17 protein-coding genes are annotated in these 20,893 nt (G+C 65.8%); 11 read left to right on the forward strand and 6 right to left on the reverse strand.

Annotated features, from left to right (window positions below):
- Window position 1 precedes the first annotated feature (1 nt).
- Both AB0J47_RS04495 and AB0J47_RS04500 read right to left on the reverse strand, forming a co-directional pair.
- A complete protein-coding gene (locus AB0J47_RS04495; RefSeq protein ID WP_364340423.1) occupies window positions 2-820 on the reverse strand; it encodes an SDR family oxidoreductase in 819 nt (272 codons plus the stop codon).
- A gap of 42 nt (window positions 821-862) precedes the next feature.
- Complete coding sequence (locus tag AB0J47_RS04500; RefSeq protein WP_364340425.1) at window positions 863-3,427, reverse strand: cytochrome P450; 2,565 nt, start codon at window positions 3,425-3,427, stop codon at window positions 863-865.
- A gap of 93 nt (window positions 3,428-3,520) precedes the next feature.
- Here AB0J47_RS04500 and AB0J47_RS04505 point away from each other — a divergent pair, with 93 nt between their 5' ends.
- The gene (locus tag AB0J47_RS04505) at window positions 3,521-4,798 is read left to right on the forward strand and encodes a glycosyltransferase (protein WP_364340427.1); all 1,278 of its coding nucleotides are present in this window, start codon (window positions 3,521-3,523) and stop codon (window positions 4,796-4,798) included.
- Entirely contained in the window at window positions 4,795-5,553 is a 759-nt protein-coding gene (locus tag AB0J47_RS04510; protein ID WP_364340429.1) for an ABC transporter permease, read from the forward strand. Before AB0J47_RS04505 ends, AB0J47_RS04510 begins: the two co-directional genes overlap by 4 nt.
- Window positions 5,554-5,642: 89 nt before the next feature.
- Here the strand turns inward: AB0J47_RS04510 and AB0J47_RS04515 are convergent, their stop codons facing one another.
- Both AB0J47_RS04515 and AB0J47_RS04520 read right to left on the reverse strand, forming a co-directional pair.
- Complete coding sequence (locus AB0J47_RS04515; RefSeq protein WP_364340431.1) at window positions 5,643-6,434, reverse strand: SDR family NAD(P)-dependent oxidoreductase; 792 nt, start codon at window positions 6,432-6,434, stop codon at window positions 5,643-5,645.
- 17 nt (window positions 6,435-6,451) lie between these two features.
- Entirely contained in the window at window positions 6,452-7,459 is a 1,008-nt protein-coding gene (locus tag AB0J47_RS04520; protein WP_364340434.1) for an AraC family transcriptional regulator, read from the reverse strand.
- A 102-nt stretch (window positions 7,460-7,561) separates the two neighbouring features.
- Here AB0J47_RS04520 and AB0J47_RS04525 point away from each other — a divergent pair, with 102 nt between their 5' ends.
- Window positions 7,562-8,476 (forward strand): MBL fold metallo-hydrolase, encoded by a 915-nt coding sequence (locus tag AB0J47_RS04525; RefSeq protein ID WP_364340436.1) that lies wholly within the window; start codon window positions 7,562-7,564, stop codon window positions 8,474-8,476.
- Between the two features lie 170 nt (window positions 8,477-8,646).
- Here the strand turns inward: AB0J47_RS04525 and AB0J47_RS04530 are convergent, their stop codons facing one another.
- Window positions 8,647-9,213, reverse strand: a complete 567-nt coding sequence (locus AB0J47_RS04530) for a TetR/AcrR family transcriptional regulator (protein WP_040691943.1) — start codon at window positions 9,211-9,213, stop codon at window positions 8,647-8,649.
- 96 nt (window positions 9,214-9,309) lie between these two features.
- Window positions 9,310-12,126: an aconitate hydratase gene (locus AB0J47_RS04535; RefSeq protein WP_364340439.1), complete on the reverse strand. Its 2,817-nt coding sequence runs from the start codon at window positions 12,124-12,126 to the stop codon at window positions 9,310-9,312.
- A gap of 332 nt (window positions 12,127-12,458) precedes the next feature.
- Here AB0J47_RS04535 and AB0J47_RS04540 point away from each other — a divergent pair, with 332 nt between their 5' ends.
- From AB0J47_RS04540 to AB0J47_RS04575, 8 genes are all read left to right on the forward strand, one after another.
- On the forward strand, window positions 12,459-13,034 hold the full coding sequence (locus tag AB0J47_RS04540; protein WP_364340441.1) for a DUF6676 family protein: 576 nt from the start codon (window positions 12,459-12,461) through the stop codon (window positions 13,032-13,034).
- 264 nt (window positions 13,035-13,298) lie between these two features.
- Complete coding sequence (locus tag AB0J47_RS04545; protein WP_364340443.1) at window positions 13,299-14,723, forward strand: NlpC/P60 family protein; 1,425 nt, start codon at window positions 13,299-13,301, stop codon at window positions 14,721-14,723.
- A gap of 154 nt (window positions 14,724-14,877) precedes the next feature.
- Window positions 14,878-16,086 (forward strand): MoxR family ATPase, encoded by a 1,209-nt coding sequence (locus tag AB0J47_RS04550; protein WP_364340445.1) that lies wholly within the window; start codon window positions 14,878-14,880, stop codon window positions 16,084-16,086.
- A gap of 32 nt (window positions 16,087-16,118) precedes the next feature.
- Window positions 16,119-17,069, forward strand: coding sequence for a DUF58 domain-containing protein (locus AB0J47_RS04555; protein ID WP_364340447.1), 951 nt, complete (start codon window positions 16,119-16,121; stop codon window positions 17,067-17,069).
- A complete protein-coding gene (locus tag AB0J47_RS04560) occupies window positions 17,066-18,070 on the forward strand; it encodes a VWA domain-containing protein (protein WP_364340449.1) in 1,005 nt (334 codons plus the stop codon). Before AB0J47_RS04555 ends, AB0J47_RS04560 begins: the two co-directional genes overlap by 4 nt.
- A gap of 98 nt (window positions 18,071-18,168) precedes the next feature.
- Window positions 18,169-18,885, forward strand: a complete 717-nt coding sequence (fabG1, locus tag AB0J47_RS04565) for a 3-oxoacyl-ACP reductase FabG1 (RefSeq protein ID WP_364340451.1) — start codon at window positions 18,169-18,171, stop codon at window positions 18,883-18,885.
- 72 nt (window positions 18,886-18,957) lie between these two features.
- Window positions 18,958-19,794 (forward strand): NADH-dependent enoyl-ACP reductase InhA, encoded by an 837-nt coding sequence (gene inhA / locus AB0J47_RS04570; protein WP_364340453.1) that lies wholly within the window; start codon window positions 18,958-18,960, stop codon window positions 19,792-19,794.
- A 21-nt stretch (window positions 19,795-19,815) separates the two neighbouring features.
- Window positions 19,816-20,877, forward strand: a complete 1,062-nt coding sequence (locus tag AB0J47_RS04575; RefSeq protein WP_364340455.1) for a ferrochelatase — start codon at window positions 19,816-19,818, stop codon at window positions 20,875-20,877.
- Window positions 20,878-20,893 lie beyond the last annotated feature (16 nt).

Here is a 20,893-nt window from a genome sequence, read left to right on the forward strand (position 1 = left end):
CTCAATCCCCCTGTGCGGCAGCGGAAATGGGCTGCCACTCACGCCAGAGCGCCAGGCGGGATTCGTAATCCGCGGTGGCGATGGTCAGCGGGACCTCGCCGAGGAAAATGCGCAGTGGCGGCTCGGGCGCGTCGACGACCGCGAGGATGGCAGCGCGCGTGGCGGCCGGATCGCCCTGGCGCACCGCCGAACGTTGGGCGGCTCGGGCAGCCCTGGCGGCATCGTAGGCCGGGAGTGGGCTGGCATGCCGCGACGAGGGGCCCGCCCAGTCGGTGCCGAATCCGCCCGGTTCGATCAGGGTGACGTGGATCCCGAAGGGTGCGACCTCCTGGGCCAGCGCCTGGGAGAACCCCTCCAGAGCCCACTTCGACGCGTGGTACGCGCCGAGGTTCTGGAAGGCCGAGATGCCACCGATGCTCGATACCTGAACGATGTGGCCGCTGCCCTGGGCCCGCAGGATCGGCAGCGCCGCCTGGGTGACCCACAGTGCGCCGAAGACATTGGTTTCCAACTGTGCGCGGAACTCGTCCTCGCTGAGTTCCTCGATCATGCCGAACTGGCCGTAGCCGGCATTGTTGATCACGATATCGAGCCGCCCGAAGCGCTCGGCGGCCTGCTGTACGGCGGCGAAATCGCCGTCCCGTTCGGTGACGTCCAAGCGCAGCGGAAGGAAGGCGTCCGGATATTTCGCGACGAGATCGTCGAGTGTGCTGGTATCGCGCGCCGTACCGGCCACTCGATCGCCGCGCTCCAGTGCGGCGAGTGCCCATTCACGGCCGAATCCTCGTGAGACTCCGGTAATGAACCAAACTTTGCTCATGCGACCCACGCTAGTCACCTGGAGTGCACTCCAAGCAAGTATTCAACGCCGGTGCAGCGTAACCGGCAGCGCCGAGGGCGACAGGACGAAGTCTCGATTGGAGGCGCGCACCAAGTAGTTCGGGTCGGGTGTCGGGCGCCAGCGGGCCAGCAGTGCCGCGGCGGCGAGCCCGATTTCGATCATGGCGAAATGGTCGCCCAGGCAGCGACGACGGCCGACGCCGAACGAGAGGTTGGCCTTCTTGTCGATATCGGCGGCGCGTTCGGGCGACCAGCGATCCGGGTCGAAGGTTTCCGGATCGGCGTAGTAGCGCTTGTTGTGCTGAACCAGGTAGGGGGAGAACATTATTGCCGTGCCATCGGGAACGGTGAGTCCGCCGATAGTGACATCGCCGTCGGCGGTGCCCGCGCTGATCCATGGGCCCCAGAACCGAAGTGTCTCCGCCACAACCTGTTTCAGGTAGGGAAGTGCGCCGAGATGATCGGCGCGGACCGGGCCCGCTCCGACGACGGAATCGAGTTCGGCGTACAAGCGCTCGGCGATCTGTGGGCGGCGCATGACCTCGTGCCAGAGCCAGCCGGTCAATGAGGCCATCGAGCCGACGCCACCGGCCAGCATGAGGATTGCCTCATCGATGATGTGCTCATCGGACAGGGTCGCACCGGTCTCGCTGTCGGTGTGCCGGATGAGCGCCGAGACCACATCGTTGAAATCCTCGTCGCGGCGGCGGTATTCGGCGATGACGGCGCCGATGGCGGTGCGCAGGTGCCGGGCCTTGGTGCGCCAGCGCCAGTTCGAAATGAGCCGCAATCGGCGCACCTGCGGGGGGAGCGCGGTGCGCAGAATGACCTGACTGAGCAGCCACGGCACACTGTCGCGGATCTCACGCCGTGCGTCATCGCTGAAATCGGCGGTGAACAGCGTCGAGGAGACCGTGTCGAGAATGAGTCCGTGTGCCTCGTCCATCAGATTCACCTGACCGCCCGAAGGCAGTGCTGCCGACCAGGTTTCGGCGATATCGGCCGCCGCCCGCGTGTACTCGGCAAGGCGGCTCTGGCGCAGCGCGGGCGAGATCATGCGCCGCCGCAGCTTGTGTTCCTCGCCACGCAGGACATTGACCGATCCGCCCGCTACATCCTCGATAGCCTCGCGCAGATCATCCCGATTGAGTTCGGCATCGCCGAGACCGATCTCGCGGACGAGATTCGGTGTGGTGAGCAGATATCCGGTCTTCTGGCCGAACCGCAGGCGCACGATCGGGCCGAGATCGGCCAGCGAGGTCACGAAGCCGGGAGCGTCGCGTAGGGCCCGCAGGCTGTGGCCGACCAGCGGCAGCTGACCGGGAGCGGTCGGTACCTCCGAAAGCGATTGCGGCATGACCAGTTCCGGGCTGCGCGCGGACTCGGCCCGGGCCTGTCGATAGATATCGAGCACCGTCCCGATGTGCTGTGACTGACGCACCGAGTCGCCGTATTTGCCGAGGATCTGGCGCATTTCCGCGAGCGCGGAGCGATCGGCGTTGAGCGCGGCGACGGTGTCGGCAATCGCGGCAGGCGATGGATCGGCGGTGCGAATGCCGCCCCCGGGTGGGACCGATTCATCGAGATCGGGATCGCAGTAGATAATCGGCAGCCCGACCGCCACCGCCTCGAGCAGGACCATGCCCTGCGTGTCGAAGCCGTGCGAGGGGAACAGTAGTGCGTCGCCTTCGGACATGGCGGCGAGGCATTCGGCTTGAGTGGCCCTGCCGTGCAAGCGGATTCGGTCCGCGAGCCGATACTCGGCGATGGTGGCGGCCGCCTCGGGCTGCAGGTCGCCGTCACCGTAGATATCGAGAGTGCAGTCGTCGAGGTGTCGCACGGCCTCGATTGCGGCCAGCGGCCGCTTCTCGGCCGATAGCCGCCCGCACCAGATCAGCCGCAGTGGTATGTCGGCCGCGCGCTCGACAACCGGTGTGCTGCTGCTGTTTTCGATCAGCTCGTCATCGACGCCGTTGGATACCACCCGAAGTGGCCGGGTCAACCCGTGCGCGAGTAGTTGATCGGCGAAGTGCTGGGTCGGCGCGATGACCCGATCCGCGGCCTGAGCCTGACCGACGATCGTCCACCAGGCATGGCGTGCCGCACGGCTTTCGGCGCGGTGCGGCATGTGCTGATCGTGCGGTACGAACCGGCCGTGCAGCGCGCGTAGGGCCAAAGCCGCCGGATACGGTGCGAGCGAAGTGTTCTCGATGAACGCGTCGTCGCGGCTCTGGGCGGTGTGGATGAGCGGAATCCGGTGTCGCCATGCGGCTTTCATGCCAGCGATGGCTACGCCGTAGGTGGTGTGGGTGTGCACGAGGTCGATCGGGCCCCGCGCGGCGAAGGCGGCATCGATGAGTTCGGCATTGCCCTTGGTCGGCAGCACGACCGGGAATCCGTTGACAACGAGACCACCTGCGGCGCGCAGCGGCACCACATTCGGGAGCTCGTCGGCGCCCGGCTGCGGCGCGACGAACAGCGTGACGCGGTGACCTGCGCGTTCGAGTCCACGGCACAGCGAAGCGACCGCGGTCTGGACTCCGCCGAGGGTGGCCGGGTGGTAGTCCACGAACATCGCTATGTGCACAATGGCACTGTACTGACACATCGCCGCCGTGCGGAGCCCTTAATTCTGTGGACTATTCGGTCGGCCGTCAGGGCCCCGATACGAAAGAGTGCCGTGAAAATAGCGATTCCGCTCACCGGAACCCGCGGTGATGTCCAGCCCGTCGTGGCTTTGGGACTCGAGCTGCGCCGTCGCGGCCATGATGTGCTGCTCGGTGCGCCGCCGAATCTGGTCGAATTCGCCACGGCCACCGGACTTGCCGCCGTCGCCTGCGGACCGGATGTGCAGCAGCTCTACAGTTCCGACGCCGGACAGCGGGCGCTGGCGGCAGGCAACACCCTGCGGCTCATGCAATTGGTCGCTCGGCAGATGGCCGATTATGCCCAGCAGATGAATCGGGAGGTCATCGACGTTTGCACGGGCGCGGATCTGATCGTGGCGAGCACCGTTACCGAGGACCGGGCCAGTTCGGTTGCGGAGGCAATGGGGGTTCCGCTGGTCAGCCTGCATTATTTCCCCTGCCGGAGCAATGGCGCATATCCGTTTCCGGGTGCGCTACCGCCGCGGTGGAATCCGCCTGCGGCCGTAAACAGGGCGACGTGGGCGGCCGCGGAGAATCTGCGCCGCGTGGTATTCATGCGCTATCTCAACGATCTACGCGCGATCCTCGGGTTGCCGAAATCGCGGGCGAGTACCGCAGCGGTATTGGCGCGTGCGCATGTTCCCGAAGTGCAGATCTATGATCCGGCATTGGTTCCCGGATTGCCGGAAGAATGGGATGAGCGCAGGCCGTTCACCGGATTCCTGACGCTCGATCATGCTGCCCGTGCGGCCGTAGGCGATTTGGCGGGTGACCATGCGGGAATTCTGTCGTGGATCGAGGCGGGGGAACCGCCGGTGTTCTTCGGATTCGGCAGCATGCCCATTCGGGATACGGCCGCGGTGCTTGCGATGGTTACCGAGGTGTCTGCTCGTCTGGGTGTGCGGGCGTTGGTGAGTGCGGGTTGGAGTGATCTCGATATTGCCGATGCGCAGGCGGGACCGAATGTGAAGGTTGTCGGTCCGTTCGCGCACGATCTGGTTTTTCCGTACTGCGCTGCGGCGGTGCATCACGGCGGTATCGGGACGCTGTTCGAGAGTTTGCGCGCCGGACTGCCGACGCTGGTGTGCTCGGTGTCGTTCGAGCAGCCGATGTGGGGCGGGCAGGTCGAGCGTCTCGGTGTGGGTGCGCATCTGCCGTTCACGCGACTGACCGAAGCTCGATTGGAAAAAGGCGTCGCGTCGCTGCTGACATCCGAACGCCGCTCCCGCGCAGCGGAATTCGCGAAGACGCTGAGTCGCGAGGACGCCGCCGCCCGCACCGCCGACATCATCGAAGCCGCCGCCCGATGACCGACGTCTTCGCCGACACCCTCGTCATGTTCCGCCGCTGTGTCCGGCACACTCTGCGCAGCCGCGACACCCTCATCATTTCGCTGCTCATGCCGATTCTGGTGATGCTGCTGTTCACCTACGTCTTCGGCGGAGCCATCGATGTGGGTGGGCCCTATCTAGACTATGTGGTGCCCGGAATCATGTTGCTGTGCACGGGTTTCGGCTCATCGATCACCGCCACCGCCGTCTCCGCCGATATGACCCGGGGCAGCATCGACCGCTTCCGCACGCTGCCGATGTTCCGTCAGGCGGTACTCGCAGGCCACGTTGCCGAGGGCGTTGTCCGCAATCTCGCGGCCATCGCGATCGCCGTCACTGTGGCGCTCGCACTCGGCTACCGCCCCCAGGCCGGTCCACTCGGGTGGCTCGCGGCCCTCACGGTCATCACCCTGTTCGTCACCGCCATCTCCTGGATCGCCGTCGCCCTCGGCCTAGTCGCCAAGAATCCGGAAGCCGCCGGCGGCCTCACCTACGCCATCATGTTCATCCCCTACATCAGCAGCGCCTTCGTCCAAACAGCCACCATGCCCCACTGGCTGCGCGGCTTCGCCGACTACCAACCTGCCACCCCGATCATCGAAACCGTGCGCGGACTCCTGAACGCCCTCGACACCACCCGCAACGCCCCCCTCGCCCTCCTCTGGTGCGCCATCCTCGCCACCCTCGGATTCACCAGCGCCAGCATTATATTCAGCCGCCTGTCCCACCACTGACCAGCTCGTTTGCGTCGACGACCGCCGCGGCAGAGGAAGATCGAGGCGACGGTGTATTGCGGGAAATGCGTCGCATCCTGTTGTAGGGCTCAGCGCATGTCGCGGTGACCAGCGGCTAGTTCGGTCATTACCTTGTCGGCGCCGAAGAGACGCTGGACGCGGGTTGAGAGATTGGGGGCGATCAGGGCCAATATCGCGCCGAGGCGGACCGGGAGGGGGGCTACGTCGGTTTCGGCGATGTTCCGTTCGATCGCTCGGACCACGGCGTTCGCGACGTCTTCCGGGCTTCGGGTGCCGACGCCCTGTGGTAGGGCCGCGCCGGATTTGATGAACATGCCCGCGTCCCTGACGAATCCGGGGTAGATCGAGGAGACACCGATGCCGCGGCTTTGCAGGTCCTCGCGCAAGGCCAAAGCGAAGCCGCGCAGTCCGAATTTGGTGGCGTTGTACATCGCCGCCTTACCGGATGCAGCCTTGCCGGACAGAGAGTTGATGAAGACCAGATGCCCCTTGCCGCGTTCGGCCATCTGCGCACCGGCGAGGCGGGCGAGCACGATGGGGGCGCGCAGATTGACCTCCAGTGCTCGATCGATCTCGGTCAGCGAGTAGTCGAGCAGGTCGCCAGAACCGGGCAATGCGGCATTGGCGATGACGACATCGAGGTCACCGGCCTCCGCGAGCAGCTTCTCGGCACCACCCGGCACCGCGAGGTCCGCGACGATTGCGCGTGCTCCGAACTTGGTCGCGGCCTGGTCCAGTGCCTCGGCGCGGCGACCGGAGAGCACCACACTCGCCCCTCGTGCCGCGACCGCGGCGACGATCGCGCTCCCGATCCCGCCGGTCGCGCCGGTGACCAGGACACGGGCTCCGTTCAGTTCCATGTCGATGATTATGGTCCTCAGTCGACGGTGTCGGACGTGATCACGCGATCCAGCAGATGATGGAATTCCTCGGAGCTCTGGGGGGAATCTGGGGTGTCGACTGGCCCGGCAACAGTGGAGCCGTGGTGGCGGTAGCGGCCGGGTGAGGTGCCGAACTGTTTCTTGAACGCGTTGGAAAAGGCATAGGCGGTGGCGTATCCGACCTGGTCGGCAATGGCGGAAAGGGGATCGGTGGTGTCGCGGAGCAGCGCGGCGGCCCGCGTCAGGCGCCACCAGGCCAGATATCCCATCGGCGGCTGGCCCACCAGTGTGGCGAATCGGCGGGTCAGGGTGGCGCGGGAGACACCAGCTTCGGTGGCCAAGCGGTCATTGCTCCAGGACGCGGCCGGGTCGGTGTGCAGCGCCCGCAGCGCGTTGGCAGTGACCGGATCGGTGAGCGCGGCCGACCAGATACCTGTCCTGCTCTCGGTCATCCACGCGCGGACCATGTAGACCAGCAGCAAATCGAGCAGGCTCGGAACGGCGATACAGGAACCGGGGCGGCGCTCGTCGGCTTCCAGCGCTAGTAGGTCGATGGCGGCGCGGAGTTCGCGGTGATCGCCCGTGCGGGCTGGTAGGTGGATGACCGCCGGCAGCTCCGCCACAAGGGGGTGTTGCCCGCGTCGGTCGAGCCGGTACTTGCCGCACAACGCTTCGAACCCGACTGTGTCCGAGGACCTTTCGGATGCTTGCTCGGCACGCCATTGCTCGAACGGAACGGCCTGCGCCACAGTTTGCGCGTCGATGGACCGATCGGAGAGGACATGCCCGGTTCCGTGTGGCAGCAAGACTGCGTCACCTGTTCCCAGCATCACTGGATCCCCCTGATCGGGCAGCACCCAGCAGTTGCCCCGCAGGACGATATGGAACCCTGCCCCGAAGTGCGGGGCGAGGCGGGTGCACCAGTCGCGCTGGTGCGTATACAGCCGGCTCGACGACGGTTGCCCCAGGCGTATGGAAGCGATCGCGTCGCTCAGCACATCCATAAGCCGATGTTACTGAGAACACTCACTACTGAGTCGATTGGGTATCTTTGTGAGCGCAGTACCCATTGATCGACTCGCATCCGCGTCCATAGGCTCGGCGGTATGGAAAGTTCACAGAGCATCGTGCTGGGCGACGTCGAAATCTTCCGTGTCGTCGAATGGCAGGGCACCCTGATGCCGGGCACCGACCTGCTGCCCGACACCACCGATCAGATCTGGCGGGACAATACGGACTGGCTCGAGCCAGATCATTGGGAACCCGACACCGGACTGGTCGTGGGAGCGATCCAAACCTGGGTGCTCCGCAGCGGCGGTCGCACGATCCTGATCGACACCGGCGTCGGCAACGGCCGCGAACGCCCCAGCCGCGCGTTGTTTCACCACCGCCACGGCGACTTCCTGAACCGTCTTACGCAAGCCGGTGTGCACCCGCAGGCTGTCGATCTCGTGGTCAACACCCACCTGCACGGCGATCACGTGGGCTGGAACACGCACGACGTCGATGGCCAGTGGATGCCGACATTCCCCAACGCGCAGTATCTCATCCCGACCGCCGACGACACCTACTTCGGCCCCACAGGCGGCTACGCCGGCGGTCGCCGCCCCGACGACCGGCTCATCTACGAGGACAGCATCACACCGATACATCGCGCTGACCAGGCCGTCCTATGGGACGACACCTACCGCATCGATGACAATCTGACCCTGGAATCCGCACCCGGCCACACCCCCGGATCCTCGGTCCTGCACCTGGAATCCGGCACCGATCGCGCGATCTTCGTCGGTGACCTGGTGCACAGCCCGATCCAACTGCTCCACCCGTCCTGCAGCAGCTGCCTTTGTCTCGACCCACACCGGGCCGCAACCACCAGGCGCCGAATCCTCGAACAAGCCGCGGACCAACGGCAATTGGTGATTCCCGCGCATCTCGGCGGCTCGGGAGCGGTGGAAATCCGCCGCGCAGGAACAAATTTCACACTCGGCGAGTGGGCCGCCACGCCGGCAGCGCCACGCTGAGGCAAGCGCCGACCCTCCAGATTTCAACGGCCGGCGCAACCGTCGAGCGCCGGAAAAGCCCGGCCCCGGGTCAGTTCGGTTCCTCGAAAAGCACACGGGCACGGAGCACCACATAGTCGTGTATTAGAGGGCAGTCGGCCGTCGGCGGAGGGGGTCGGGTGCATACGATTTCATTCCTTGCGGCGCACCGATGCTTCGACGAGATCCAATACCGCCGAAAGGTTTTCGTTGGTGTGCCCGGACGCGATGCGGGCGATGAGACCGTCCAGCACGAGGTCCAGATATCCGAGGAGGACGTCGGTGGGAACGTCGTCGCGGAGGGCACCCGCGGCCTTGCGGCGTTCCAGGCGGGCCAGGGTGGCGGCGGTGAGTTCGGCAGAACGCTGGGTCCAACTCGCGCGGAATTCCGGATCGGTGCGCAGGCGGCGCGCGATCTCCAAACGGGTTCCGAGCCAATTGAATTGCTCCGGGTGGGCGAGCATATCGCGCATGACCTGCACCAGACCCTGATTGGCCGCGACATCGGCCATGCGGTCGGCATCTTCTTGGGCCAGGGCGAGGAAAAGGGCGTCCTTGTCCCGGAAGTGGTGGAAAATCGCGCCGCGGGACAGGCCGATGGCCTCTTCCAGACGGCGCACGGTCGCACCGTCGTACCCGTATTCGGCGAAACAGGCCCGCGCCCCGTCCAGAATCTGACTACGCCGGGCGGCGAGGTGATCATCACTGACTTTGGGCATTTCGGCGGGCTCCTCCGAGCGAAGCGGGCAATGCAATGTGAAGAGGTCCGCGCACCGCGGGTGACGCGGTGCGCGGACCTACTACGGCACAGTCGTTCAGCCGCGAATCATGTTGCGCAGCACGTACTGCAGGATGCCACCGTTGCGGTAGTAGTCGGCCTCACCGGGGGTGTCGATCCGGACCACCGCGTCGAAGGTGACCACATCGCCGTTCTCCTTGGTGGCGGTGACCTTCAAGGTCTTCGGAGTCACACCCTCGTTCAGCTTGGTGATGCCCTCGATGTCGAAGGTTTCGGTGCCGTCCAGCTTCAGCGACGCGGCCGACTCACCGGCCGGGAACTGCAGCGGAATGACGCCCATACCAATGAGGTTCGAGCGGTGGATGCGCTCGAAGGACTCGGTGATGACGGCCTTCACACCCAGCAGCGAGGTGCCCTTGGCGGCCCAGTCACGCGAGGAACCCGAACCGTACTCTTTACCGCCCAGCACGACCAGCGGGATGCCCGCGGCCTGGTAGTTCTGCGAGGCGTCGTAGATGAACGCCTGCGGGCCGCCGTCCTGGGTGAAGTCACGGGTGTAGCCGCCCGAGACATCGTCGAGCAGCTGGTTGCGCAGCCGGATGTTGGCGAAGGTGCCGCGGATCATCACCTCATGGTTACCGCGACGCGAGCCCAGGGAGTTGTAGTCCTTGCGCTCCACGCCGTGCGAGTCGAGGTACTGTGCGGCCGGGGTGCCCGGCTTGATCGGACCGGCCGGGGAGATGTGGTCGGTGGTGACCGAGTCGCCGAGCAGCGCGAGTACGCGCGCGCCCTTGATGTCCTCGACCGGAGCCGGCTCCATATCCATGCCGTCGAAGTACGGCGCCTTGCGGACGTAGGTCGAGTTCTGGTCCCACGCGAAGGTGTCGCCCTCAGGGGTGCTCAGGCCCTGCCAGCGCTCGTCGCCCTGGAAGACGGTGGCGTAGGACTTGGTGAACATATCCCGGCTGATCGCCGACTTGATGGTGTCGTCGATCTCCTGCGGGGACGGCCAGATGTCCTTCAGGAAGACGTCGTTGCCGTCGGTGTCCTTGCCCAGAGCGTCGGTCTCGAAGTCGAAGTCCATGGTGCCCGCGAGCGCGTACGCGATGACCAGCGGTGGCGAGGCCAGGTAGTTCATCTTCACGTCGGGGGAGATACGACCCTCGAAGTTGCGGTTACCGGAAAGCACCGCGGTGACCGACAGATCGTTGTCGTTGATCGCCTTGGAGATCTCCTCCGGCAGCGGACCGGTGTTACCGATGCAGGTGGTGCAGCCGTAACCGCCCACGTAGAAGCCCAGCTTCTCCAGGTACGGCCACAGACCGGCCTTCTCGTAGTAGTCGGAGACGACCTGCGAGCCCGGGGCCATGTTGGTCTTGACCCACGGCTTGGAGGACAGGCCCTTCTCGACCGCGTTACGAGCCAGCAGGGCCGCGCCCAGCATGACCGACGGGTTGGAGGTGTTGGTGCAGGAGGTGATACCCGCGACCACGACCGCGCCGTGATCGAGCACGAAGTCACCGCGCTCAGGATCGGTGACCTTGACCGGCTTGGACGGACGGCCGACACTGCCGTTGGCGGCGGACGGCAGGATCGCGTCGTCGTCGGCGAAGGACAGCACGGCCGGATCCGAGGCCGGGAAGGACTCCTCGATGGCCTCATCCAGATGCGTGTGCGGGGTGGCGGCGGCCGGGCCGGACTCCGCGTCGTTGGTGTAGTTGTGGATGTCCTTGCGGAACGCGGTCTTGGAGTCCGACAAGAGGATTCGGTCCTGCGGACGCTTCGGGCCGGCGATGGACGGCACCACGGTGCTCAGGTCCAGCTCGAGGTACTCCGAGTAGGCGGGCTCGTTGTCGGCGTCGTGCCACAGGCCCTGTTCCTTGGCGTACGCCTCGACCAGCGCGAGTTGCTCGTCGGTGCGGCCGGTGAGGCGCAGGTAGTTGATGGTCTCGCCGTCGATCGGGAAGATCGCTGCGGTGGAACCGAATTCGGGGCTCATGTTGCCCAGGGTGGCCCGGTTGGCCAGCGGCACCTCGGCGACGCCCTTGCCGTAGAACTCGACGAACTTGCCGACCACACCGTGCTTGCGCAGCATTTCGGTGACGGTGAGCACCACGTCGGTGGCGGTCACGCCCGGCTTGATCTCACCGGTCAGCTTGAAGCCGACGACGCGCGGGATGAGCATGGAGACCGGCTGCCCGAGCATGGCCGCCTCGGCCTCGATACCGCCGACGCCCCAACCCAGTACGCCCAGGCCGTTGACCATGGTGGTGTGCGAGTCGGTGCCAACGCAGGTGTCGGGATAGGCCTGGCCGTTGCGGACCATGACCGTGGGGGCCAGGTATTCGATGTTGACCTGGTGCACGATGCCGACGCCCGGCGGGACGACCTTGAAATCGTCGAAGGCGCCCTGGCCCCAGCGCAGGAACTGGTAGCGCTCGCCGTTGCGCTGGTATTCCAGGTCGACGTTGCGCTCGAGGGCGTCGGCGCGGCCGAACACGTCCAGGATGACCGAGTGGTCGATGACCATGTCGGCGGGGGAGAGCGGGTTGACCTTGCTCGGGTCGCCGCCGAGGGTAGTGACGGCCTCGCGCATCGTGGCCAGGTCGACGATGCAGGGCACGCCGGTGAAGTCCTGCATGATCACGCGGGCCGGGGTGAACTGGATCTCGGTGTTCGGCTGGGCCGATGGATCCCAGCTCGCGATGGCGCGGATGTGATCGGCGGTGATATTGGCGCCGTCCTCGGTGCGGAGCAGATTCTCCGCGAGGACCTTCAGTGCGTAGGGGAGTTTTTCGGTGCCGGGCACGGCCGAGAGACGGAAGATCTCGTAGGAGTTGCTTCCGACCTCGAGGGTGCCCTTTGCGCCGAAAGTATCGATACTTGTCGTCACGTCAGCTCCACTCGTCTGTGAGGGTGGCCGCGGGCGGGGCTGTGCCCGCGGCTGGTTTTCGAGCGACCTGCAAGCAGTCGCTACGGTTACGTGTTCGGAGGGTTCCAGCGCTGGAACGTACTGGCTCCTCGCGGCTTCGAGCCTAACAGTACGCTTGTCCTGTGAAACGCGCGGGTGCCGTTGGGTGCGCCGTCGGAAGGTGGTCCGACACTCCGTCGCGTACTGTGCTTTCGAGTTGTTCGGAGTGACCGGTGGGCCTGCACCGGTTCACCCTGCAGTGTTGGATGCCCGTCGCCTCGCGTACCGATGCGGCTCGACAGACCGGATGGAAGATGACCGTCTCGCACACCTCGGTGTTCACGCCCCTGCGCGCGGAACTCCCCCCTGGTATCGACGACAAGACGTTGACCCAGATCAAGGAGGATGTGGCCGACAACCATGTGGCCACGCCGAAGGGTAAGGACCAGGACGCGCTCGAGGCGGTCGTCGCCGATGCCCGAGCCCACGGCATCGAACTCAGCATCGTGGTGATTCCCGGTAATCCAGGCCACGACTCCAATCTACGTGACCTGGCAACCGAGGTCGGCACCACCGAGCACGGAACCGTGGTTGCGCTCAGTGACGACTGGGTCGGCACCTACAGCGATTCGATCAGCCGGGTGAAGCTGGAATGGGCTGAGGACGCGTCCAAGAGCACCCAGGGTCATTCGGCGCAGGCGGCGCAGATTTTCATCGATCGGCTCGAGCAGCCGGAGAAGGTCTCCTGGACTGCGATCACCAGCGTGTTGCTTGTCGGCACGGCGGCGGTGGTCGGTGGTCTCTACTGGGTGAAGTCGCGCCGTTCTGCCGAGCGGGCTGTGCCGGTAGGGGTTTCGGCTCGCGGCGACGACCGGGATCTCATCTCGTAGCGAGTATCCGCTCAGCTACTTTTCGTGCCGGCCGGTTTGTTTTTCCCGGCCGGATCCCCATACCTATATGGCTATTTCTTGGCAACGGCCAAATTACACGCCTGTAGTTCTGTTGCCAGAGTTTCTTTGGTGAATGATGTGTCGTACGGTTCGAATGTTTACTGATGGGGAAAGAGTGTTCAGAGAGCTATCTGTGCACCACTGAGCGCGATGGGTCGCAGGGGGCTCGTGAGGTTAAGCCTGGTCGGGTCCTTGGGAGGTGCGATGCGCAACAACGGCGTTGCCGGTTCTCGGCGTCCGCTGTCGGTCGCTCTGGGGTTGCTGGTCACTGCCGCCGTGTTCGTCACGGCAGGGCCGGTCGCCGCGGTGCCGCCTGCTCCACCCAACCCGAGCGATAGCCAGATCGCCGACGCCGGCGCGCAGGCCGACGCCAGGGTGACCGAGGTCGGCGCGCTGATCAACCAGGTCGCGGCGACGGATCAAAAGCTGCGGGAACTCGACGCCGCCATTGCGCAGAAGCGCGAGGAGGTCAACAAGGCGCTGGTCGATCTGCAGGACGCCCGCGACGCAGCCGACGCTGCCGCGGCCGCGGTGGTGCAGACCCAGCGCGAACTGAGTGAGGCCGGAACTCAGGTCGACCAGGCCAGGCGCAACTTCGACCAGTTCGCGGTGCAGGCATACACCCGGCCCGCGGCGAGCTCCATCGTCACCTATCTGTCCTCGGCCACCCCGGATGTCGCGCTCAACCGCGCCCAGGTGTTCACGCTGGTATCGAAGAATCAGCAGTCGGTGCTCGACTCGCTGCGCCGCGCCCAGATCGCACAAGGCAATAGGAATGCCAGTGCGCGCCAAGCGAAATCGGCCGCCGACGCGGCCGCCGCGGTGGCCGAACAGAAAAAGACCGACGCGGAAAACGCCGTCGCCGCGGTGCGGGCCGAACAGGATCAGCAGGCGGCGCAGCGGGAGGGCCTACTACGCGAGCGCACGGCGGCGCAGGGCCGCCTCGACCAGGCGCGCGCGAATGTGGCCGGGCTGCAAGGGCAACGCGAGGCCTATCTGGCCTGGGACGAACAGCGCAAGGCCGAGGAGGCCGCCATCCGCGCGGCGGCCGCGGCCGCCGCCGCACGTGCGGCCCAGGATCAGGCCGCCAAGGACCGCGCGGCGCAGGCGGGCGAGGGCAAGCGGCCGCATATCCAGATGCAGGATTCGCCGCCGCGCCAAACCCGCCCGCGCGCCACCGGCCCGACCATGCCGTCGATCACCGGCTCGCAGGCGATCGAAACCGTGGTCGACCGGGCCATGTCGCAGATCGGTGTCGTCTATGCCTGGGGCGGTGGCGATGAGGACGGGCCGACCCTCGGCATCCACGACGGCGGTGTCGCCGACAGCTTCGGCGATTACAACAAGGTCGGCTTCGACTGCTCGGGTCTGATGATCTATGCCTTCGCTGGTATCGGCGTCTCACTGCCGCACTACAGCGGGTATCAATACAACGCGGGCACCAGAGTGCCCGTCGCCGAGCGCAGCCGCGGTGACATGCTGTTCTGGGGCCCGAACGGCAGCGAACATGTCGCGCTCTACCTCGGAAACGGGAAGATGGTGGAGGCGCCGCAATCCGGCGAGGTGGTACGGGTTTCTCCGGTGCGCGAGGGCGGCATCATGCCGTACGCGGTGCGGATCGTCACCTGACCCCTAGGCTCGTCTGGTAACCCTAGGCTGGGCCGCGCCGCGAACCCGACCGCGAACCTGTTGATTTGCCGTGATCTCGGGTCCGGTTGCGGCATATGCGGCCATTACCTGGAATAGTTGTGGCAGCACGCACAGGACCAAAGCGAAAGCGGGGATGTTGGTGACTTCGACGGACGGTGTGAGCGGGGCAAGTTTGGCGAAAGAGGCCGCTGCTCCCGCACCCAGCACCCTGGAGCGTGACGTCCAGACCCTGGAGAAGGCGATATACGAGGTCAAGCGCGTTATCGTCGGCCAGGATCGGCTCGTCGAACGGCTGCTCGTCGGGGTGCTCGCACGCGGCCACGTACTGCTCGAGGGTGTGCCAGGTATCGCCAAAACCCTTGCGGTGGAGACCTTCGCCAAGGTGGTCGGTGGTTCGTTCGCCCGCGTCCAGTTCACCCCCGACCTGGTGCCCACCGACCTGATCGGTACCCGCATCTACCGCCAGGGCCGCGAGGAATTCGATACCGAACTCGGCCCGGTCGTGGCGAACTTCGTGCTTGCCGACGAGATCAACCGCGCGCCGGCCAAGGTCCAGTCCGCACTGCTCGAGGTGATGGCCGAGCGGCATGTGTCGATCGGCGGCAAGACCTACCCGATGCCCGATCCGTTCCTGGTCATGGCGACCCAGAACCCGATCGAGAGCGAGGGCGTGTACCCGCTGCCCGAGGCGCAGCGCGACCGCTTCCTGTTCAAGGTGGTCGTCGACTACCCGTCGGTGGAGGAAGAGCGCGAGATCATCTACCGAATGGGCGTCACCCCGCCGGAGGCCAAGCCGATCCTCGACCCGACCGAACTGATCCGCTTGCAGCGCGTGGCCGCGAATACGTTCGTGCACCATGCGCTGGTCGATTATGTGGTCCGGGTGATCGCGGCGACCCGCAAGCCCGGCGAGTTCGGCATGCAGGACGTGGCGAGCTGGATCGCCTACGGCGCCTCGCCGCGCGCCAGCCTCGGCATCATCGCCGCGGCCCGCGCCGTGGCGCTGATCCGCGGCCGCGACTATGTGGTGCCGCAGGATGTCGTTGAGGTGATTCCGGATGTGCTGCGCCACCGCCTTGTACTGTCCTACGACGCACTCGCCGATGAGATCACCCCCGACGATGTGATCAAGCGCGTGCTGCAGACCGTCGGCCTGCCGCAGGTCGCACCGCAGGCGGTCGCCCCGGGTGGTCAGTCCGCACCCGTGCCGGCCGCACCGCCCGCCATGGGACCGCACGGCGGGCAGCCGCCGATCCCGCAGCCGCCCGCACCTCAGGACGCGGTGCCGCAGCCGTCGGTCGCGCAGATGTCTCCGGCCGCCGGCAATAACCAGCCGAAGTGACCTCGGCATCGGATCCGGTTCCACCAGTGCCGATGTCTCCACATGCACCACCGTCTTTCCGATCGGGCGAACTGTCGGATCCGAAGCTGACGGCGGCGCTCAGAACGTTGGAACTGACCGTCCGTCGCCGGCTCGACGGTGTGCTGCACGGCGATCACCTCGGCTTGATTCCGGGCCCCGGCTCGGAGCCGGGCGAGGCCAGGACCTACCAGCCGGGCGACGATGTGCGACAGATGGATTGGTCGGTCACCGCCCGCACCACCCATCCGCATGTACGGCAGATGATCGCCGACCGGGAACTCGAGACCTGGATGGTGGTCGATCTGTCGGCCAGCCTCGACTTCGGCACCGCGCTATGTCAGAAGCGCGATCTCGCGGTCGCGGCCGCGGCGGCGATCACCCACCTCACCAGCGGCGGCGGTAATCGGATCGGCGCGGTCGTCGCGACCGGTGAGCGGTTGACCCGCATTCCCGCGCGCAGCGGCCGGGTGCACGCGCAGTCGATGCTGCGCGAGATCGCGACGACCCCGCACGCCCGCGACGGTGTGCGCGGCGATCTGCGCGAGGCGATCGAATCGCTGCGTCGCCCGCAGCGCAAGCGCGGACTCGCGGTCGTCATCAGCGACTTCCTCGGTGATATCAACTGGCAGCGCTCGCTGCGCGCCATCTCCGCGCGCCACGATCTACTCGCGGTCGAGGTGCTCGACCCGCGCGATCTGTCGCTGCCCGATGTGGGTGATGTGGTGCTGCACGATCCCGAGACCGGGCGCACCCGCGAATTCAGCGTGACGCCTTCGCTGCGTGCCGATTTCGCAACCGCCGCCGAGCGTCATCGCGTTCAGGTCGAACAGGCCCTCCGCAGTTGCGGTGCACCGGTGCTCACCCTGCAGACCGACCGGGACTGGATCTCCGATGTGGTCCGGTTCGTGTCCACCCGGCGCCACGCATTCGGCGCCCCGAGCGGACGGGCGCCGCGCCAGTGAGTATTTCGCATTTCACCGCGCTGGTCTGGCTCGGCTTCCTCGCTGTTGTCGTGCTGATCGCGTTGGGCTACATCCTCGTTCAGCGCAGCCGCCACCGGCACATGCTGCAGTTCACCAATATGGAGCTGCTGGAGAAGGTCGCCCCGTCGCGACCGAGTCCGATGCGGCATGTGCCGATCGCGCTGATGTTGGTCGGTCTGGTGTTCCTCACCATCGCGGCCGCGGGGCCGACGGCGGTCAAGAAAGTGCCGCGCAATCGCGCGACAGTCGTTCTGGTGATGGATGTTTCGCTGTCCATGGAGGCGACCGATGTGCCGCCGTCGCGACTGAAGGTGGCGCAGAAGGCCGGTAAGGAATTCGTCGACGGGTTGCCGCCGGGTATCAACCTCGGCTTCGTCACTTTCGCGGGCACCGCCTCGGTAATGGTGCCGCCCACGACGAACCGCGAGGCCGTCAAGGCGGCCATCGACAACATCAAACTCGCCGAGCGCACCGCCACCGGTGAGGGCATTCTCACCGCGCTGCAGTCGATCGACACCATTGCCACTGTGCTCGGTGGTGCGGAAACGCCGCCGCCCGCGCGCATCGTGCTGATGTCCGACGGTAAGCAGACGGTGCCCGACGACAAGGACGTCGACAATCCACGGCACGGTTTCACCGCGGCTCGCCTTGCGAAGAACAAAAGCGTTCCGGTATCGACGATTTCGTTCGGAACCTCGTGGGGCACGGTGGAAATTCCGGACCAGGACGGTAGAGGCGCGCAACGCGTCAAGGTGCCTGTCGACGATGATGCGCTGCGCGAGATCGCCAAACTCTCCGGTGGCGATTTCTATACCGCTTCGAGCCTGACCGAGTTGACCGCGGTCTACGACACGCTCGAAGAGCAGATCGGTTACGAGATGACCAGGGGCGATGCCAGCAGACCATGGCTTTTGCTCGGCATGCTCGTTGTCGCTGCCGGTGTAGTTACCGGCTTGCTCTATCGTCAACGCCTGCCGTAGTCGTCAATGCCTGCCGTCGCGACGCGCCCGGTTCTACATAGAAGCACTATGTGTGGCCCGGACGTGGCGCACGAACCCGAACAGATAGGTTGGTCCTCATGTCGAACATCACATCCCGGTCGGTCCTGGTGACCGGTGGCAACCGCGGTATCGGACTCGCGGTCGCGCAGCGTCTGCTTGCCGACGGGCACAAGGTGGCCGTCACGCATCGTGGGTCGGGGGTTCCGGACGGACTGTTCGGTGTGAAATGCGATGTGACGGATAGTGATTCGGTCGATGCCGCCTTCACCGAGGTGGAGCAGCATCAGGGGCCGGTCGAGGTGTTGGTCGCCAATGCGGGCATCACCGACGACACCCTGCTGATGCGTATGACCGAGGAGCAGTTCACCAAGGTCATCGATGCGAACCTGACCGGTGCATTCCGCTGCGCCAAGCGTGCGAACCGCGCGATGCTGCGGGCACGTTGGGGTCGGATGATCTTCCTCGGCTCGGTCGTCGGCCTCGGCGGTGGTCCCGGCCAGATCAACTACGCCTCGTCGAAGGCCGGCGTCATCGGTCTGGCGCGTTCCATCACCCGTGAACTCGGCTCGCGCTCGATCACCGCGAATGTGGTCGCGCCGGGCTTTATCGAGACCGATATGACGGCTGAACTGCCCGACGATCTGCGTGACACAGCGAAGAAGTTCATTCCGCTGCAGCGCCTGGGCCAGCCGGAAGACGTCGCCGCCGTGATCAGCTTCCTGGCCTCCGATGATTCTGCCTACGTGTCCGGCGCGGTGATCCCGGTCGATGGCGGCATGGGCATGGGCCACTGACCCAACCGAAAGCCGACGTGTTCGGCGGTCGCGTAACCAGTTGAACTTCGACTACAGGAGAACCGAAAACCCATGGGCGGATTGCTCGAAGGCAAGACCATCCTGATCACCGGCATCATCACCGATTCCTCGATCGCGTTCCATGCGGCGGCGGTCGCGCAGGAGCAGGGCGCGAAGGTGATCATCACCGGCATTCCGGAGCGGCTGCGGCTGATCGATCGGATCGCCAAGCGGCTGCCGCAAGAGGTCGCCCCGGCCATCCCGCTCGATGTCACCAACGAGGACGATCTGGTCGTACTGGCCGATAAGGTCCGTGAGCTCGCGCCGGACGGCCTCGACGGTGTGCTGCACTCGATCGCTTTCGCGCCGCGCACGCTGATGGGTCCGGAGGCACGTCCGTTCCTGGACGGTCCCGGTCCGGATGCGGCCAAGGCGTTCGAGATCTCGGCGTGGAGCTACGCCTCGCTGGCCCGCGCTGTGCTGCCGGTGATGAACGAGGGCGGTTCGCTCGTCGGTATGGATTTCGATCCGCGCACCGCGATGCCGTTCTACAACTGGATGGGTGTGGCCAAGGCCGCGCTGGAGTCGGTGAACCGCTATGTGGCGCGCGAGGTCGGCACCGCCAAGCGCATTCGCTCGAACCTGATCGCCGCGGGCCCGATCAAGACCCTCGCGGCCAAGGCCATCGCGGGCACCGCGACCGACGATGCCGCCAAGCTCAACCAGCTCAACACCTACTGGGATGGAGCGTCGCCGATCGGCTGGGATGTCGACGATCCGACCGTGGTGGCGAAGTCGATCGTCACGCTGCTCTCGGACTGGCTGCCCGGCACCACCGGTTCGATCATCTACGTCGACGGCGGGGCCAGCCACAACACCTGGTTCCCGGAGAACATGTCGATCAACTGAGGTAATCCGAAGGGAGACACCGTGGTTCGGGCCGCCGACGCCCTACTGCTGCTGTCGTTCGGCGGTCCCGAGCGGCCCGAGGACGTTATGCCGTTCCTGGAGAACGTCACTCGGGGGCGGGGCGTGCCGCGCGAACGTCTCGAGGAGGTCGCGCAGCACTACATGCATTTCGGCGGTGTCTCCCCGATCAATGCGCTCAATCGCGACATCATCGCCGCGGTACATCGCGAATTAGCCGGTGCAGGAATCGAATTGCCGGTGTATTTCGGTAACCGCAACTGGGATCCGATGGTCGAGGACACCGTCGCGCGTATGGCGGCCGACGGTGTGCGGTCGGCCTTGGTATTCCCGACCTCGGCGTGGGGTGGATACTCGGGGTGTCTGCAGTACGACGAGGACATCGCAAGGGCGCGTGCGGCTTTCGGGGCGGACGCGCCGGAGCTGGTGAAATTGCGGCAGTACTTCGATCATCCGCTGTTGATCGAGGCCTTCGCTGCCGCGATTCGTGCTGCGGTGGATTCGCTTCCAGCCGAGCGTCGCGATGGTGCCCGACTGGTTTTCACCGCGCACTCGATACCGGTATCGGCCGATATTGCCGCGGGACCGCGCGCGGATGGTGGGCGGCTGTACAGTCGTCAGGTCGCCGAGGCGGCGCGATTGTGCGCCGCCGCGATGGGATTCACCGATTACGACGTGGTGTGGCAGTCCCGTTCCGGCCCGCCGCGGATTCCGTGGCTGGATCCGGATATCGTCGATCATCTCGAGGATCTGTCGGGCAAGGGTGTGGATGCGGTCGTCGTGTGCCCGGTCGGATTCGTCTCCGATCACCTCGAAGTCATCTGGGATCTGGACAACGAAGCCAGGGAGAAGGCCGCCGAACTCGGCATGGCGTTCGCCAGGGCCGCCACTCCCGGCACCGATCCCCGCTTCGCCCAGTTGGTCGTCGAACTGATCGACGAGCAACTGGCGGGTAAATCGCCACGCCGACTCGGCGACATTCCAGGCTACGGCTGCACCGTTAACGGCGCCCCCTGTGCAATCGACTGCTGCACCCCGCCGCGACGCCCTGCCGCCGCAACCTAGACGTCGACGGCAACCA

This window comes from Nocardia sp. NPDC049737, assembly GCF_040674755.1.
Taxonomy (GTDB): Bacteria; Actinomycetota; Actinomycetes; order Mycobacteriales; family Mycobacteriaceae; genus Nocardia.

Bases quoted from the DNA above. Each gene is read 5' to 3' on its own strand.
- AB0J47_RS04495 (WP_364340423.1), bottom strand. From the start codon at position 820: ATGAGCAAAGTTTGGTTCATTACCGGAGTCTCACGAGGATTCGGCCGT.
- AB0J47_RS04510 (WP_364340429.1), top strand. From the start codon at position 4,795: ATGACCGACGTCTTCGCCGACACCCTCGTCATGTTCCGCCGCTGTGTC.
- AB0J47_RS04515 (WP_364340431.1), bottom strand. From the start codon at position 6,434: ATGGAACTGAACGGAGCCCGTGTCCTGGTCACCGGCGCGACCGGCGGG.
- AB0J47_RS04520 (WP_364340434.1), bottom strand. From the start codon at position 7,459: ATGGATGTGCTGAGCGACGCGATCGCTTCCATACGCCTGGGGCAACCG.
- AB0J47_RS04525 (WP_364340436.1), top strand. From the start codon at position 7,562: ATGGAAAGTTCACAGAGCATCGTGCTGGGCGACGTCGAAATCTTCCGT.
- AB0J47_RS04530 (WP_040691943.1), bottom strand. From the start codon at position 9,213: ATGCCCAAAGTCAGTGATGATCACCTCGCCGCCCGGCGTAGTCAGATT.
- AB0J47_RS04540 (WP_364340441.1), top strand. From the start codon at position 12,459: ATGACCGTCTCGCACACCTCGGTGTTCACGCCCCTGCGCGCGGAACTC.
- AB0J47_RS04545 (WP_364340443.1), top strand. From the start codon at position 13,299: ATGCGCAACAACGGCGTTGCCGGTTCTCGGCGTCCGCTGTCGGTCGCT.
- AB0J47_RS04550 (WP_364340445.1), top strand. From the start codon at position 14,878: ATGTTGGTGACTTCGACGGACGGTGTGAGCGGGGCAAGTTTGGCGAAA.
- AB0J47_RS04555 (WP_364340447.1), top strand. From the start codon at position 16,119: ATGTCTCCACATGCACCACCGTCTTTCCGATCGGGCGAACTGTCGGAT.
- fabG1 (WP_364340451.1), top strand. From the start codon at position 18,169: ATGTCGAACATCACATCCCGGTCGGTCCTGGTGACCGGTGGCAACCGC.
- inhA (WP_364340453.1), top strand. From the start codon at position 18,958: ATGGGCGGATTGCTCGAAGGCAAGACCATCCTGATCACCGGCATCATC.